Origin of the sequence: Bacillus sp. AF62 (assembly GCF_050312695.1) — a bacterium.
Classification (GTDB): domain Bacteria; phylum Bacillota; class Bacilli; order Bacillales; family Bacillaceae_G; genus Bacillus_A; species Bacillus_A cereus.
Genome location: NZ_JBNPJZ010000039.1, coordinates 68006 through 82427, shown reverse-complemented (window position 1 = coordinate 82427; position 14422 = coordinate 68006). Strand labels below are relative to the sequence as shown.

Sequence of the window (14422 nt, the reverse complement as noted above, 5' to 3'; positions counted from 1 at the left end):
ATACACATAAGGTCATTGAGTTACCTTCCGATTTGCTTCTTCTTTACACTTGGGCATCTAACTTTTGTTAGTTGCTCCTTTTGGTTCAATGAACCTTTTCTTAAAGATGAACATACACTATAAAAAAATTTACTCAGTTGAAAAAGTCTGATTACACTAATTTTTCCGAAAGTTATTGAAGACTGCATCTGGATTTCAATATCTTTTTTGGTTTAATTAACCATTTACAAAAGCTAAGCATATATTATTAGTAATTGTAGGTATACACTGGTCCGAGAGCCCTTTACTTCAGGGCTCTTTCTTTATAAATACGCTTATCCATGTTTCTCCCCAAAATTAAAAAATGCCCGTTTTAAGATAATATTTCGCTTGATAATAAAAATGATGATAAATCCAATTCCCACTGAATTTTTTATCCAAATACACAATTTCAAAGCCATACTTTGCTTTAAATGTATTTAGCCTTCCCAGTAACGCTAGTGGATTGTATTTGGAATGATACTTCCCTTGTAGCATCTTTTCGTATCCATGTAGGTCCTCCACAATTAGAGTGAATGGAATGTCCTTTGAACGAATCAATTCATTTTCAAACGCTGTTTGCGTATTTTTTTGTAAGTTCCCTGTGATCTCATCCATGTGGGCCTTTCGTTCTACTCGGCTATCTAAATAGATATCACGAGGTATTCCCAGTTCTTCATTTTTCGGAATCATGTAACCATAATCACCTGTATCTAATTTTTGATTTTTCATAGGGACTCCCTTTTGATGTAAATAATCGCGAATATGGCCATTTACGTTTTCACGAGAATCAATTACAATCGTGAGTGTTTTAAGAATGTTGTGTATTTCCGTGTCTGTATAACGATAACTGATCAATTCCATACTCCTTTCTTCACATGTATAACCGCACGTTCATATATCTTTCTTGACATTACAACCGATTTATCATTTTTAAATGGACGATAGTCTTCATAGATGTCTGTCCAACCATTCTCCGCAAGTACAATCGTCCAGTCATAAAAGAGTTGTAAGGAATCTACATCAGCTCGTAACCAGTCATGTAATTTTTGATTATGCTGCCATCCACAGAATTGATACAAAATCTTCAACATGGTGATGTCCTCGACACTTTCATTCTTCCAGGATTGAAACCATGTATGGATTTCCTGAAAATGTTGTTCTGCAGCTTGCATCACTTCCGTTGAGATTAAGTTTTGTCTCGTTATTCCCATTCGGTCATCGCTCGGATCCAAATAAATATCCGCACCCGCTTTCCAAATATCTGATACAATTTTCAATACTTGCATGGCAGTAGTTTCACTCCCCACCTTGCTGGTTTATTTCTAAACTTGTGGTATGCTCCGATTCGTTCTTTACTCAATTGATAACTAAAGCTTCTTCTACTAATAGATTCCAAATCATACGTTTCACAATATTTCAAATAACGTTTATATAAGTCATCAGTTAACTCAAAACTTTTAATATCTCGTTCGGTATTTTCTTCTATAAACTTTTTCATAATAACCCACCTCCATTACCCAGCCTGTTACTAAAATGACCTTTTCCCACTCAAAAAACACCATAAATCACGCTTTTTTTCATTTAGTAACACGTCACAAGACTTACAACCACAAGGGATTGAAGTGTTTCGTGTTATTGGTGTTATCTAAAAATTCCTTGTAGGCTCCTAATAGAATATATATATTATTTTTTTAGAAGGTAATATTTAATAACAAAAGTAACAAAAAGAATATAAAAAGCATCTTTAACCCTTGATACACAAGGTTTTTTATGAGATTTTAAATTTGTTACTTTTAGTAACATTCTCACTATTTTCTTCGTTTTCCAGTAACTTTGATTGCTTATCAGTATTATTTCGGTCTATTAAAGTAACACCTTTGATGTAATACTTATTTCTGTTGCCACGCTCTCTTTTAAAACCCTGCGTTTCCAAAATCCGATAAAATGCCCTATTTTTTAATTGATGCTCACCATTTCTAAAACACCAATTCGCATACGTTTCATATAATTGTTTTGCTTCCAATTGAACGTCATCTCTTTTAAAACAACACTCAAACATAAATGGACCAAGTATATCCATTTCTTCTTTGTAATCACCTGTGGCTTTCCTAACAATCGCCGGATCATTTAAACCTGACTGCTGCCACTTCAAACAACCTTCAATCGCCCAATTTAGTATGCCTGGCATTTCAAGACTTAGTTTTTCTGGCAATTTCTTATCACGTTTTTCTTTAGGTAGCTGTAGATTGAATGGAATCAAACGAATACGTCTCCAAATCCCTTCATCCACACCTTTTATAACCGGCTTATGATTTGTAGTGAAGAAAACTTTAAATTCAGGTATGAACTCGAAAAACTCTTGTCTTAAGAACCTTGCTAATACAGGCTCACCACCTGTTATTTGCTTGACAAATGTCTCTGAGAGTTGCTCCCCATCTTCACTTTCGATGGCGGATACAAACCGGGCCCCAGCCAACCTAGCAATATCATTATTCGCTCCTGTTTCTTTCTTCTTGATAAAAGTATCGGACTTCGCTTGTCTTCCATAATCACCCATAAGGTCCTTAATGATATTGATAAAAGTTGATTTTCCGTTAGAACCTCCACCGATTAAGAAGACCATGATTTGCTCGGCAATTTCTCCAGTAAGAGAATAGCCAATCAATCGTTGCATATATTCCATCAACTCTTGATTCCCCTGAAAAATTTGTTCTAAAAACTTCATCCACTCTGGACATTTCGCTTGCTCATCAAATGTAACATTGGTGATTTTCGATAGATATACCTCCCGATCATGCGGACGAAGCTGCCCCGTCTGTAAGTCTACCATTCCATTTGCAACATTGAATAAATATTTATGGCTATCAAAATCTTCACGCGCTCCTGGGACCAATGGCATAAGATCTTTGATACTATTCATTCTTACATTTCTACGCTCACACATACGTGCCCATTTTATTTCCGATTCATCTTCTGATTTAGAAAGACTACGGAGAACTTTTGCTGTAATTCTTTCAATTTCTTTCTTCGTATCCACTCTCCATCGTTTTCCATCCCATATATACCAACCGATATCATGAACGAATTTAATTACATGGCCGTATTCATAAGCAATACGTTCCGCATTTCCAAGTTCCGTTAGTTTAAATTTCCTTTTTGGTTTGTCTTCCACAACTTCAGCTACATCTTCACTTATAAAATCAAATGAAAATTCATCGAATGGTTGCTTATAATCTAGAATTGTGGAAGAAGTAGATGAAATAGCCGTTGCTATCGTTCTTTCCCCATATGTTTCGTTTGTATCTCTGAAATGGATAACGTCCCATTTATCACGTATTAAGCTCGTCTCACGAAACATGGAATCCATTCGTGTTGCTGATTTCCCTGTCCAAAATGCTAAATGGTTACATAGAGAAAGGTCACTTGCCGAATGATCTTTATTAATTAGGCTTCCATTGTATAATGAGCGAATTTCATCGCCATTTTTACTACGGAACATTTTCTCCCATAAAGCATCATTTGAAATTTTGATTTCATCTTTTTCAAATTCTGCTAAATTCACGCGACCTTGTATGTCACTATCATCGAAATACTGTTCAAACACTTCTGCTAATTCATCCGTACGATCATACACATTATTAGAATTTTCTCGATTTCCAGTGAATGTGAAGAATCGTCCGTATGAGTAAATTTCTAAACCATGCTTGGTATTCTTCCTTCCAGTACCTAAAACAGATTGTGGAAGGTTCCCTTTGATAATGATGTGGATACCTTTTCCTGATGGTGAAAACTCTGTATAACTGTCTACTGTATCGATAATTTCTGTTGCAAAAGTATTTGTTTTTCCGGCCACAACACACTTATCAATGTCTATTCCTATATAGTTATCCTGCCTGCTGAACACGAACCCTATTCCGTCATAATCGCCTTCTAAATAAAACTTGACCGCTGTTGCAAATGTCGACCATGTACGCCTATTATTTGCTTGCGCCATTTCGCCGTTGGCTTGATACGGTATCTTCGTCGGTTTTCCATTTCTCTCTTCTTTGCGCCAAAGCACCCACTGCGGTAAGCTTTTCAGCTCTGTTGGTATCTCATTAAAATTGTATGGATTCTGTTTCATTACAACCTCCGGTTAGCCTTTTAAGATATAAACAAGAGAAGTCGGTACAAACCAACCTCTCTATGTAGTTATTTAAAACGGTAACATATCATCACCGACTGTTACTGCTGGACCACTTGTTATCGGATTTACGTCCGACACATCATAATATTTTGCCTTGGCTACCGTACGTTTTTGTTTTTGACCATCCACAATCTTATCGTACTCTTCATGTTTTACTGTGATTTGTAGATTCTTATTGAGAAGTTGTTTCCCCATATCTTCAGCAGATGCGAAAGCATGATGATGTCCAAAGCCACATGCTTTTAATAAAGAATTGACGATTCTAACCGAAACCTCATGTTCGAACGTAAACATGTTATAAAGCACTTTTGCGCCTTGATGATGTTGTGTTACATCACTTCGAATTTCAAAATCTATCGATAATTTATCTTTACCAGCTTGTGTTTTGCCAGCTTCCGCATTTACAATTACCGCTTCATATTTACCTTCAGCAACTAATTCAAAACCTGTATTTACGTTTGTTTCATCAAATTGAAAGAAACTCATTATTTATTTCCCCCTGTTTATTAGTTTGTGGATGACACAATTAATTCTTCTTGTATACAGCCTTTCCGCACATCGAGATGGTTCTTAGCAAAAACACTTTGATTACCTTCTAAAACAAATCCTCTTGTACCATCTGCCTTTTTAACCAATTGACCAACCACATGAACAATTCCCATAATATGATTGACGATTTTATCCCGAATATCTGGAATGAATTGTGTATATTGCTGCCCATCATCATGAATGATATTTCTTGTTGTTTCCCAAGCTGTAAAAATAACATTTGCATCTAATGAGTTAAACGTTTCTACTACCTTTAAAAGATGGTTATCTAGTAAAGCGTAATCCTTTAATTCCGGCATACCACTTTTCGTATTTTCACCTTTTTTAAGTAACCATAACTTTTGGTAATGCGTTAAATTATCAACAAAGATGTTATCGTATTTAGCGATATTTGCTTTTGCTAATGCATAAAATTGTAGGATGCTATCATGTGGATTTTCACCATCAATTTTAGCTACATCTACATTTTCATATCCTTCTAAAACTTGGCTTGTCCCATCAATATCCAAGACTAATGTTTTACCTGGTAACAATCCAGCAACCGTTGTTTTACCGTTACCTGGCTTTGAATAGATAATGATTTTTGCTTTTTTACTTTTGGTAATGGCAGCACCGTTTGTGATTTCCAATTGATTCACTCCTTCGCCATGCTTTTCAAAACAAAAATAGAAGCTTCCAAATCAAAAATTTTACTTTCCGTGTTCCAAATATTTTGTTCCACAATCGGTTTCTTTTCTATTAGCCTTTCTAACTCTCTTTTGTGTTCACTTAACCTTCGTTGTTCCACAATTAATGACTTTTCTAGTTCTTCAATTCCACCATTCAAAACGGCAGCACCTCTTTTTGTTTACTCATTTCATTTGCTTCTATCAACGCCTGCAATCCATATTCATAGGCAATCACCATACAAATGGATTCCGAATCATCACAAAGTTTGTATCGATCAATTAGACGCCTTAAAATGGATATCTCACTTTCAATCTTTTGTTGTAAGTTCATTTCATTCACCTGCTATCTTTTGGGTAGAATGTACAACAACGTATTCCTTAACGCATTCTGTTGAATTGTGTATACAATCACCTTCAAAATCCAAGTACTCTTCACCGCAGTAGATTTCCTTATTGCAACTCGCACAATGCCCCATAACATTCGTTATCGCTGAATCATTTGGATTTCCTATAATCATTGGATTTTCAATTATGATCGTTCACTCCTTTACATGCATTCATTTCATGCTATAATGACCTCAACATGTGTTTTTATTAGGCCGTCAGCCCCAACTGGCGGTTTCTCCTTTTATACAGCTCGAAAACATTCAACATTCTGTTCTGCAATTAAGTAATTCGTTAGATTCCCTTCAAGTACAGCATCCTGGCCAAACATAAAATACTTATCATCTTGCTTAATTCCACAGCCATAGAAATCTTCAATTGGATGATCAGGTTCTTTAGTGGATTCCTTTCCACCAATGTCTTTCACAAATATTGCATCGATATTACTCAAACTAATGTGGAATGGTACTGTCGGAGTTGCACCTTCATATTCAATTCCTGATAAAAATCCAAAACTATTTTTAAATGTTTTAAATTGCTCTACTGTAAAACTTGTTTTAACTCCTGATTTAAAAACTAGTGTTATCTCCTTCAATTAATTCACCTCCCTTCGATTTGAAACCTTACGGTTCATTTCCCTTAGCTGACACTTTGCTTCTAATTCAGTAATAAGTAATAACGCTGGATTATTTCTCATTTCTGCACATCTTTTTACAACATCCGATGCTTTCATTAATTTACTTGCGAATAACACCCTATTCATATTTGCCCCTTCTCTCATTTCCATTCATTATTTCTTGCTAAATTCCTGATTCTTTCTTACAATTCATCATAAAATTTGGTCAGAAACTCTTTCATTTCTTGTGCTTTAAATAACCATCGATTATTCTTTTGTTTCGCAAATCCTTGCACCCGTAAGTCATAGACCACATACTCCATTAACCAGTCATAACTTCTACTCGTTTCATATTGAAGTCTTTTCATATCCCACCAAGTGCCAATTCCCATGTCTACCAAACGCTCATTTACTTGACGAGAAACTTCTTTTTGCACATAACTATCATCAATAATGACTTGTACCGTCGCCGTCATTATGAAGCCTCCTTTATTTCTAAAATTTTCATGATTTTTTCCTTTACTTTCTTTCCCTCCCTCTTCCCTAAAAGAATGTCCGATAAATAAGGATTCGAAATATCTAACATTTCTGCTAGGTCCTTTTGCTTCATATCATTAATTATCAGCCATGTTTTAACTTTTTTTCCGAATGTTTTATCCATAAAGCTAACTCCTTTTTTAATTTTATAAGCTAAATTTTTAGCTTTCTATTGACTCGAACTAACTTATTGAATAAAATAAAGTCATAGCTAAATAAACCTACACTTGTAGCACTTAAACGTTGGGGAACGTGATTTATCTGCTTTTCTTTGTAGTGTTTCAACAGCTAAATAAGTAGCTCATGTACAAAGTATATTATTCAATAAGTTAGTTGTCAACAATTATAACTAACTTATTGAATAAAAAACTCTGTACTAGTTGAAAGGGTTGATCTAATGGGAATTACAGAAATCATAAAACAACTTTGCCAAAAGAAAGATATATCTGTATCTAAGTTAGAAGAAGATTTAGGATTTGGTCAAAACACCATTTACCAATGGAAAAAAAGAACTCCTTCCGTTGAACGTGTACAAAAAGTGGCTGACTACTTTGACGTTTCGATAGATTACTTACTAGGCAGAACAAAAAAACAATATTGGGAGCTTACCGAAAAAGATGAAAAAGATATTCAAAAGCAATTAGAAGCATTAATAGCGGATATGAGCAACGCAGATGCACTCGCATTCTCTAAAGACTCCGAACCGATGTCAGAAGAAACAAAACAGCTTTTAATTATTTCTTTAGAAAATTCTCTGAGATTAGGAAAAGAAATGGCTAAAAAGAAATTTACACCTAAAAAATATAGAAACGAAGAATGACTGGAGTGGATCTAATTGGTTTCCAAACAGCAAATTAACTTAGCAATAGACAAGCTACTTAGACAATATAACACCAGAGATCCGTTCCTTATTGCTGAAGCAAAAGGCATAGTCGTTATCACAGAATCCTTGGGGGATATTTATGGATACTACCACAAAGTATCTCGTATCCCTTTTATACATATTAACGAACGACTTTCATATCAGAATCAAATCTTCACTTGTTTTCACGAATTGGGGCACGCTTTATTTCATCCAGATGAAAATACACCTAAACTATCCACGGTATCTCTTTGTTCTGAAATTCGTATAGAAGCTGAAGCAAACTATTTTGCAACGAGATTTCTTATCGATGGAAGTCATCATGATTACTACATACAAACAAAGCAAGAATTATTACAGCACTATGGAATACCTACACAAATGGATAGATTTATTTAAAGATAGCTCTACAATTTTATCTCTAACAAGAGGAGCATTTTTATAAAAATTGAATGGAGTGAACACAATGGCTAGTTTTAGAAAACGTAATGATAAATGGGAATATCGCATTCGATATAAAGAAATGGGGAAATTCAAAGAAACCTCCAAAGGAGGATTTAAAACAAAAAAAGAAGCTCAATTAGCAGCTGCAAAAATAGAAGAAAAAATAGCAAACGGAGTAAACATGCAAGACAACAATATTACATTTCACGATTATATGTACGAATGGTTAGACACATATAAAAAGGGCAACATCTCTCCACGAACATATTATGCATACCATAAAAACATTAGAAAATATATATTACCTGAATTCGGAAGTACCAAAATCAAAGACTTAACTCGGGTCCGCTACCAACAATTTATTAATAAATTGCTTATAAAACTGCATAAACAAACTGTGAATGTGATACATGCTACTATTCATGGCGCGCTCAATATAGCTATGATGGAACTCAATATCATAAATAAAAATCCTACTGATAAAATCCAAATGAAAGCACTTCAAATTACCTCTGTACAAAATGAAATTAAATGTTATGATATAGACGAATTGCAAGAGTTTTTAGATTTTATTTTACACAAAAAAAAATCATTTAAATATTATTCGTTATTTATGTTTTTATCAAGGACAGGCTTACGGATTGGCGAATGTTTAGCTTTACAATGGACCGATGTAAATTTTCAAAAAAGAACCTTAACTATTAACAAAACATTACTATCTGTGAAAAGGAGTCAATCTATTGCTTTTGGGCCCCCAAAAAACAAAAGTAGTAACCGCATTTTGTCATTAGATACGACCACCCTAAATTTACTAGAACAAATAAGAAATCAGCAAGCCCAAAATATTTTAAAATACGGAGACTACTATGCAGATTACCATTTTATTTTCACACATGAGGACAACGCCTGCATGCTCCCCGCACCCGTGTTATGTTTCCTGCAAAGGGCCTGTAAAGAAGGGAATTTAAAATATATAACCTTACATGGATTTAGACACACTCATGCTGTACACTTACTTCAAAGTGGAGCAAATATCAAATATGTTTCTGAACGTTTGGGGCATGCCACAATAGACATGACAGCCAACGTATATCTACATGTTACAAAATCAATGGACGAAACATCCGTAGACCAATACGATCAATTTTTAAAATCTCGTGGGCAAATTGTGGGCAAGCAATAATTTTAAAACTACAAAAGTGCTTGCCTACAATCGCTCTAGCCATTTGCTTATAGAAATACTTTTTCTACAGCAGTTACTAATTCTTCTCCGTAATTTGCATTACCTTCAATATTTTCAACTAAATATTCTACTTCTTCTTTTAATCCTTCTAATTCCATTTCAATGTCATTCACGCTAACGAACATAACCACATCGTTATTCATCGCTTCATGCATTGCTTCCCAGCATGTGTGCGGAATACTTACATAAATGAAAGATGATTCATTTTCTAAGATATATAAAAATGATAAATTGTCTGAGTCTACAAGTACATGATTACGTGCACTTAACTCCTTTACCTCTATTTCACTATTTTCCGCACAAAAAATAAGAGCATTCTCTCTCTTTTCTACGCTCTTAACTTGGATTTTATTTTGCATGCTCTAACTCCTCCATCTCAACTTCCTGTCTTACTTAACAGTATTATTGTATCATAACATGGACGCAAACAAATAAAACATTGAACCAAATTTATGAAAAAGCGATAATGTGTAAAGAATTATTTTTCAAAAGGAGATTATACAATGACACAAGAAATTGAAATTGAATTCAAAAATATCGTTACAAAAGAAGAATTCGATACATTATGTAAATCGTTTTCTATTGAAGCATTTACGAAACAAGTGAATCACTACTTTGAAACACCTGACTTCTCGTTAAAAGAAGCTGGCTCTGCACTTCGTATTCGTCATAAAGGAGAAACTTATACGTTAACGTTGAAACAACCTGCAGAAATCGGTTTATTAGAAACGCATCAAGTCGTAACAGAAGACGAAGCAAAAATGATGATGGAAACAAACACAATCATTCAAGGAGCAGTAGTAGATCAATTACACAAATTACAAATTCCTGTTTCTGCTTTAACATATATGGGTAGTTTAACAACAGAAAGAGCAGAAACATTATTTAAAGGCGGAACGCTTGTCTTTGATCATAGTTTCTATTACAATCACGATGATTATGAAATTGAATTTGAAGTACAAGATGAAGAAACAGGAAAAGCTGCATTTATTCATTTATTAACGCAACATAACATACCTGTTCGCCATACAAATAACAAAGTAAAACGCTTTTTCCTTGCCAAACAAAACAAAGCACGCTAAAGTGAAAATTCCACTAGTGAATATGTTTCACTAGTGGATACATCTGACTAAAAAAGTTTACACCCGTTGAATAAGCAAAGAATCTTTGAGAAGGCTGTTTATTTGCCCTCTCGAACATTCCATTGCTACAATAGATATACATTTCATGGAAAAAGGAGTTTATAAAGGATGAGCAAGCAACCGATGACACCATTTGAAGCAATTGGCGGTGAACAATGCATTGCAATATTAGTAGATACATTTTATTCCTATGTCAGTAAACACCCTGACTTATCTCCCATCTTCCCGGAAGATTTAACAGAAACCGCTAGGAAGCAGAAGCAATTTTTAACACAATATTTAGGTGGTCCTAATTTGTACACTGAAGAACATGGTCATCCTATGTTAAGAGCACGCCATCTTCCGTTTGAGATTACTCCAAAACGAGCAGAGGCTTGGCTATCATGCATGGAGCAAGCAATGGATGATACTGGAGTGCATGGTCATATAAGAGAGTTTGTCTTTGAACGTTTAGCATTAACCGCTCAGCATATGGTTAATACTCCAAACGAAACAGGTGAAGTGTAATGGATAAGCAGGAAGCAAAGCATATAAATATGCCATCTCCTTCCGCATGTGAGCATAAGTCTGTAGAAGCATATTTATTTATTGATCCACTTTGTAAAGATTGCTGGGAAATTGAGCCTTTTATTATTAAACTATGGCTTGAATACGGGAAATACTTCTCTATTCGTCATATCGTAACAGGAAAAGTGGATGGAACGAACGCTTCCTCACACAAATGGAATAAACCTGCTAATATTCGATTTGTGTGGGAAAAGACAACAAGTTTACAAGGTTTTTCATGTGATGGAAAGGTACATATGCAAGAAGCATCGTCAACACCATATTTAGTTTCGATGGCAATTAAGGCAGCGGAGTTGCAAGGCCGAAAAGCAGGTTCGAAGTTTTTGCGAAAACTCCAAGAATACATTTTCCTTGAAAATGTATCAAACCCTGACTGCGAACTATTACTTGCATGTGCGAAAGATAGCAATATTGATGTAGAAGAATTTAAAAAAGATCTACATTCTGCTAGTGCAAAAAAAGCTTTCCAATGTGACTTGAAATTCACGAATGAAATGCATATTACAGAAATACCCTCCCTCGTCTTTTTTCATGCGAACTCAGATGAAGAAGGTATTAAAATCGCTGGAAATTATTCCTACGATGTATACGTACAATTATTGAAAGAACTTGTAAAATGTGAAATTGAGCCAGAACCATTACCACCTTTAGAAGTACTACTAGAAGCAACACAATTTATATCTTCAAAAGAAGTAGCATTTATTTATGACTGTCCGCAACAAGAAATTGAGCGCGAACTTAAAAAATTACAACTGAAACGAAAAGTACAAATGATTGAAGTAAAATGCGAACGTTATTGGAAATGGATAGCAAAAGAAGAAGACCTGGTGTAAACACCAGGTCTTCTTCTTTACGGCTTATAAAAATATTAAAGGGGATGGGAGAAATTTTCACGTTCAAACAAAGGGGTATATGTTTGTATGTGAATTCGTTCACGCTTATTATATTACAAGATTCGACGTCAGATGACAACCCCTTTTGTCGAATTTCACACTTTTGTCACATTCTAAACGTTTTCATTTTTGAATAAGCTATAAAAAAGGTCATTTAGGGGGTTTATTTATGAAAAAATCTTATATTGCTCTTCTCTTTCTAGCTGTCATCGTTTCTTTTTTCTTGTACATCCTCTCTCTACTACAAGCTTTTCCTAAAATTATTGCCTTACCTCTTTTATTCGGAATCATTGTTATCACTCTCTCTTATTTCAATCATAAAAAACGATTCAAAGGGTTTTAATTTCAAAAATCAGCCGTAAAACTATCCTTTCAGTTAGAAAAACAAAGAAATCCACCTTGTTTTTTCGACGTATATCGACATTTAATCTATTCAAAAAAAAGACGAGGATACAATCCCTCGTCTTTTTTCATTACTTTTCTTCAAATAATAATGCTTCTAATTCATTTAATTTCTCTTCAAATACTTGTAGCGCCTCTTTTACTGGTTCAGGAGATGCCATATCTACTCCTGCTTTTTTCAGCACTTCAATTGGATAATCAGAGCTTCCTGCTTTTAAGAACTCGTTAATATAACGTTCTACTGCTGGTTGTCCTTCTTCTAAAATCTGTTTAGATAGAGCTGTCGCTGCACTAAATCCTGTTGCGTATTGATATACGTAATAGTTGTAGTAGAAGTGTGGAATACGAGACCATTCTAAACCAATCTCTTCGTCGATTACTAAAGCGTCACCGAAATATTTCTTATTTAAATCATAGTAGATTTCCGTTAGCATATCTGGCGTAACAGCATGTCCTTCTTGTACTTTCTTATGAATAATATGTTCAAACTCTGCAAACATCGTTTGACGGAATACAGTACCACGGAACCCTTCTAAATAATGATTTAATAAATATAGACGCTCTTTCTTATCTTCTGTCGTTTTTAATAAATAATCATTTAGAAGCGCTTCATTACAAGTAGATGCCACTTCTGCTACAAAGATGGAATAATCACCATATACGTGCGGTTGTGTTTTTCTTGTATAGTAACTATGCACCGAATGACCAAACTCATGAGCAAGTGTAAATAAGTTATTTACATTATCATGCCAGTTCATTAAAATATACGGATTTGTTCCATATGCACCAGATGAGTATGCCCCGCTTCGTTTTCCTTTATTCTCATACACATCTACCCAGCGATTTTCATATGCCTCTTTCAAAATATCAACATATTCATCACCAAGTACGTTTAAAGATTTTAATAAAAGGTCTTGTGCTTCTTCGTATTTCACATTCATTTTCACTTCTGGTACAAGTGGTGTATATAAATCATACATATGAAGCTCATCAAGTCCTAATGCACGCTTACGAATATCGATGTAACGGTGTAATAAATGTAAGTTGTCATTTACCGTTTCAACGAGTTGATCGTATACTGCTTCCGGAATATTATTATTGCTCAGTGCAGCTTGGCGAGCAGAATCATATTTACGAACACGCGCATTGAAATTATTACGTTTTACTGCTCCACTTAACGTACTTGCGAATGTATTTTTAAATTTCCCATACGTTTCATATACAGCTTTAAATGCATCTTCGCGAACACGAGGATTATCACTTTCTAAAAACTGAATGTAACGGCCATGTGTAATTTCTATTTCTTCTCCGTCTTCACCTTTAATAGATGGGAATTTTAAATCCGCGTTATTCAACATACCGAATGTATTGCTTGATGAACTCATTACTTCAGATGCTTCCGCTAATAAAGCCTCCTCAGCTTCTGATAATACGTGCGGGCGTTGACGTGTAATTTCTTCTAATGCATGTTCATATACACTTAAATCTCTATTTTCCTTCAAGAATGTTTGCATTGTATCTTCTGAAATCGATAAAATTTCAGGCACAATATACGCTGTGCTACTAGATACTTGTGAATATAAATTTGTTGCGCGATCATTTAATGCTTGATATACAGAGTTTGTTGTATCTTGATCGTAACGCATATGAGCATATGTATATAGCTTACCTAATCGCATTGAAATTTCATCTTCATATTGCAATGCCTCAAGTAAATTGTCCGCAGAGTCACCAAGTTTCCCTTTAAATTCAGTTAACTTCGGTAATAGCTCTTTAATAGCCTGGAATTCTTTTTCCCATTCTGCATCCGTTTGGAAAATATCTTCTAATCGCCACGTACTTGCTTCTTCAATCTCGTTGCGATCTGGTAATGCTTTCGCTTTGTTTTGTTCAGACATTCTTTAAGCC

The 14422-nt window shown here is 34.7% G+C and carries 21 protein-coding genes; 7 read left to right on the top strand and 14 right to left on the bottom strand.

The genetic code is table 11. The annotated features are described in order from the left end of the window. Positions 1-336 precede the first annotated feature (336 nt). From ACQRBL_RS05800 to ACQRBL_RS05745, 12 genes are all read right to left on the bottom strand, one after another. The gene (locus ACQRBL_RS05800) at positions 337-876 is read right to left on the bottom strand and encodes an ERCC4 domain-containing protein (RefSeq protein WP_098214346.1); all 540 of its coding nucleotides are present in this window, start codon (positions 874-876) and stop codon (positions 337-339) included. Continuing rightward, entirely contained in the window at positions 873-1307 is a 435-nt protein-coding gene (locus tag ACQRBL_RS05795) for a hypothetical protein (protein WP_023523440.1), read from the bottom strand. Before ACQRBL_RS05795 ends, ACQRBL_RS05800 begins: the two co-directional genes overlap by 4 nt. After that, the gene (locus ACQRBL_RS05790) at positions 1295-1519 is read right to left on the bottom strand and encodes a primase-like DNA-binding domain-containing protein (protein ID WP_023523441.1); all 225 of its coding nucleotides are present in this window, start codon (positions 1517-1519) and stop codon (positions 1295-1297) included. The genes ACQRBL_RS05795 and ACQRBL_RS05790 overlap by 13 nt, the downstream gene beginning before the upstream one ends. Positions 1520-1789: 270 nt before the next feature. Further along, complete coding sequence (locus ACQRBL_RS05785) at positions 1790-4144, bottom strand: phage/plasmid primase, P4 family (RefSeq protein ID WP_098214348.1); 2355 nt, start codon at positions 4142-4144, stop codon at positions 1790-1792. Between the two features lie 72 nt (positions 4145-4216). After that, entirely contained in the window at positions 4217-4693 is a 477-nt protein-coding gene (locus ACQRBL_RS05780; RefSeq protein ID WP_098214349.1) for a DUF669 domain-containing protein, read from the bottom strand. Between the two features lie 20 nt (positions 4694-4713). Next, on the bottom strand, positions 4714-5385 hold the full coding sequence (locus tag ACQRBL_RS05775) for an AAA family ATPase (RefSeq protein ID WP_098214350.1): 672 nt from the start codon (positions 5383-5385) through the stop codon (positions 4714-4716). A gap of 5 nt (positions 5386-5390) precedes the next feature. Next, complete coding sequence (locus ACQRBL_RS05770) at positions 5391-5582, bottom strand: hypothetical protein (protein WP_098214351.1); 192 nt, start codon at positions 5580-5582, stop codon at positions 5391-5393. After that, on the bottom strand, positions 5579-5755 hold the full coding sequence (locus tag ACQRBL_RS05765) for a hypothetical protein (RefSeq protein ID WP_169509370.1): 177 nt from the start codon (positions 5753-5755) through the stop codon (positions 5579-5581). Before ACQRBL_RS05765 ends, ACQRBL_RS05770 begins: the two co-directional genes overlap by 4 nt. 297 nt (positions 5756-6052) lie before the next feature. Further along, entirely contained in the window at positions 6053-6403 is a 351-nt protein-coding gene (locus ACQRBL_RS05760) for a hypothetical protein (RefSeq protein ID WP_006919349.1), read from the bottom strand. Continuing rightward, positions 6404-6571, bottom strand: a complete 168-nt coding sequence (locus ACQRBL_RS05755) for a hypothetical protein (protein ID WP_169509371.1) — start codon at positions 6569-6571, stop codon at positions 6404-6406. A gap of 56 nt (positions 6572-6627) precedes the next feature. Further along, positions 6628-6900, bottom strand: a complete 273-nt coding sequence (locus tag ACQRBL_RS05750; RefSeq protein ID WP_061656790.1) for a DUF771 domain-containing protein — start codon at positions 6898-6900, stop codon at positions 6628-6630. Then, positions 6900-7085 carry a helix-turn-helix domain-containing protein gene (locus tag ACQRBL_RS05745; protein ID WP_061656789.1) on the bottom strand — a complete coding sequence of 62 codons (186 nt, stop codon included), beginning with the start codon at positions 7083-7085 and terminating at the stop codon, positions 6900-6902. The genes ACQRBL_RS05750 and ACQRBL_RS05745 overlap by 1 nt, the downstream gene beginning before the upstream one ends. A gap of 273 nt (positions 7086-7358) precedes the next feature. On the opposite strand from ACQRBL_RS05745, the gene ACQRBL_RS05740 reads away from it, so the two are divergent. From ACQRBL_RS05740 to ACQRBL_RS05730, 3 genes are all read left to right on the top strand, one after another. After that, positions 7359-7781, top strand: coding sequence for a helix-turn-helix domain-containing protein (locus ACQRBL_RS05740; RefSeq protein ID WP_061656788.1), 423 nt, complete (start codon positions 7359-7361; stop codon positions 7779-7781). Between the two features lie 15 nt (positions 7782-7796). Beyond that, complete coding sequence (locus ACQRBL_RS05735; RefSeq protein WP_061656787.1) at positions 7797-8222, top strand: ImmA/IrrE family metallo-endopeptidase; 426 nt, start codon at positions 7797-7799, stop codon at positions 8220-8222. 67 nt (positions 8223-8289) lie between these two features. Continuing rightward, the gene (locus ACQRBL_RS05730; RefSeq protein WP_061656786.1) at positions 8290-9450 is read left to right on the top strand and encodes a site-specific integrase; all 1161 of its coding nucleotides are present in this window, start codon (positions 8290-8292) and stop codon (positions 9448-9450) included. A 47-nt stretch (positions 9451-9497) separates the two neighbouring features. On the opposite strand, the gene ACQRBL_RS05725 is transcribed toward ACQRBL_RS05730, so the two are convergent. Beyond that, positions 9498-9869, bottom strand: a complete 372-nt coding sequence (locus tag ACQRBL_RS05725; protein ID WP_001180005.1) for a hypothetical protein — start codon at positions 9867-9869, stop codon at positions 9498-9500. A 144-nt stretch (positions 9870-10013) separates the two neighbouring features. On the opposite strand from ACQRBL_RS05725, the gene ACQRBL_RS05720 reads away from it, so the two are divergent. From ACQRBL_RS05720 to ACQRBL_RS05705, 4 genes are all read left to right on the top strand, one after another. Then, positions 10014-10592, top strand: a complete 579-nt coding sequence (locus ACQRBL_RS05720) for a CYTH domain-containing protein (RefSeq protein WP_000191122.1) — start codon at positions 10014-10016, stop codon at positions 10590-10592. Between the two features lie 168 nt (positions 10593-10760). Then, positions 10761-11159, top strand: coding sequence for a hypothetical protein (locus ACQRBL_RS05715; protein ID WP_000043386.1), 399 nt, complete (start codon positions 10761-10763; stop codon positions 11157-11159). Beyond that, entirely contained in the window at positions 11159-12052 is an 894-nt protein-coding gene (locus ACQRBL_RS05710) for a ClpXP adapter SpxH family protein (RefSeq protein WP_000360644.1), read from the top strand. Before ACQRBL_RS05715 ends, ACQRBL_RS05710 begins: the two co-directional genes overlap by 1 nt. Positions 12053-12281: 229 nt before the next feature. Further along, positions 12282-12455, top strand: coding sequence for a hypothetical protein (locus ACQRBL_RS05705; protein WP_000750354.1), 174 nt, complete (start codon positions 12282-12284; stop codon positions 12453-12455). 130 nt (positions 12456-12585) lie between these two features. Here ACQRBL_RS05705 and pepF read toward each other — a convergent pair whose 3' ends face one another. Then, the gene (gene pepF / locus ACQRBL_RS05700) at positions 12586-14412 is read right to left on the bottom strand and encodes an oligoendopeptidase F (protein ID WP_000003352.1); all 1827 of its coding nucleotides are present in this window, start codon (positions 14410-14412) and stop codon (positions 12586-12588) included. Positions 14413-14422: the final 10 nt, after the last annotated feature.

Coding starts and splice junctions, on each gene's coding strand:
- ACQRBL_RS05795 (WP_023523440.1), bottom strand. CDS start 1,307: ATGCAAGTATTGAAAATTGTATCAGATATTTGGAAAGCGGGTGCGGAT.
- ACQRBL_RS05790 (WP_023523441.1), bottom strand. CDS start 1,519: ATGAAAAAGTTTATAGAAGAAAATACCGAACGAGATATTAAAAGTTTT.
- ACQRBL_RS05785 (WP_098214348.1), bottom strand. CDS start 4,144: ATGAAACAGAATCCATACAATTTTAATGAGATACCAACAGAGCTGAAA.
- ACQRBL_RS05780 (WP_098214349.1), bottom strand. CDS start 4,693: ATGAGTTTCTTTCAATTTGATGAAACAAACGTAAATACAGGTTTTGAA.
- ACQRBL_RS05765 (WP_169509370.1), bottom strand. CDS start 5,755: ATGAACTTACAACAAAAGATTGAAAGTGAGATATCCATTTTAAGGCGT.
- ACQRBL_RS05755 (WP_169509371.1), bottom strand. CDS start 6,571: ATGAATAGGGTGTTATTCGCAAGTAAATTAATGAAAGCATCGGATGTT.
- ACQRBL_RS05750 (WP_061656790.1), bottom strand. CDS start 6,900: ATGACGGCGACGGTACAAGTCATTATTGATGATAGTTATGTGCAAAAA.
- ACQRBL_RS05745 (WP_061656789.1), bottom strand. CDS start 7,085: ATGGATAAAACATTCGGAAAAAAAGTTAAAACATGGCTGATAATTAAT.
- ACQRBL_RS05740 (WP_061656788.1), top strand. CDS start 7,359: ATGGGAATTACAGAAATCATAAAACAACTTTGCCAAAAGAAAGATATA.
- ACQRBL_RS05730 (WP_061656786.1), top strand. CDS start 8,290: ATGGCTAGTTTTAGAAAACGTAATGATAAATGGGAATATCGCATTCGA.
- ACQRBL_RS05725 (WP_001180005.1), bottom strand. CDS start 9,869: ATGCAAAATAAAATCCAAGTTAAGAGCGTAGAAAAGAGAGAGAATGCT.
- ACQRBL_RS05720 (WP_000191122.1), top strand. CDS start 10,014: ATGACACAAGAAATTGAAATTGAATTCAAAAATATCGTTACAAAAGAA.
- ACQRBL_RS05715 (WP_000043386.1), top strand. CDS start 10,761: ATGAGCAAGCAACCGATGACACCATTTGAAGCAATTGGCGGTGAACAA.
- ACQRBL_RS05710 (WP_000360644.1), top strand. CDS start 11,159: ATGGATAAGCAGGAAGCAAAGCATATAAATATGCCATCTCCTTCCGCA.
- ACQRBL_RS05705 (WP_000750354.1), top strand. CDS start 12,282: ATGAAAAAATCTTATATTGCTCTTCTCTTTCTAGCTGTCATCGTTTCT.
- pepF (WP_000003352.1), bottom strand. CDS start 14,412: ATGTCTGAACAAAACAAAGCGAAAGCATTACCAGATCGCAACGAGATT.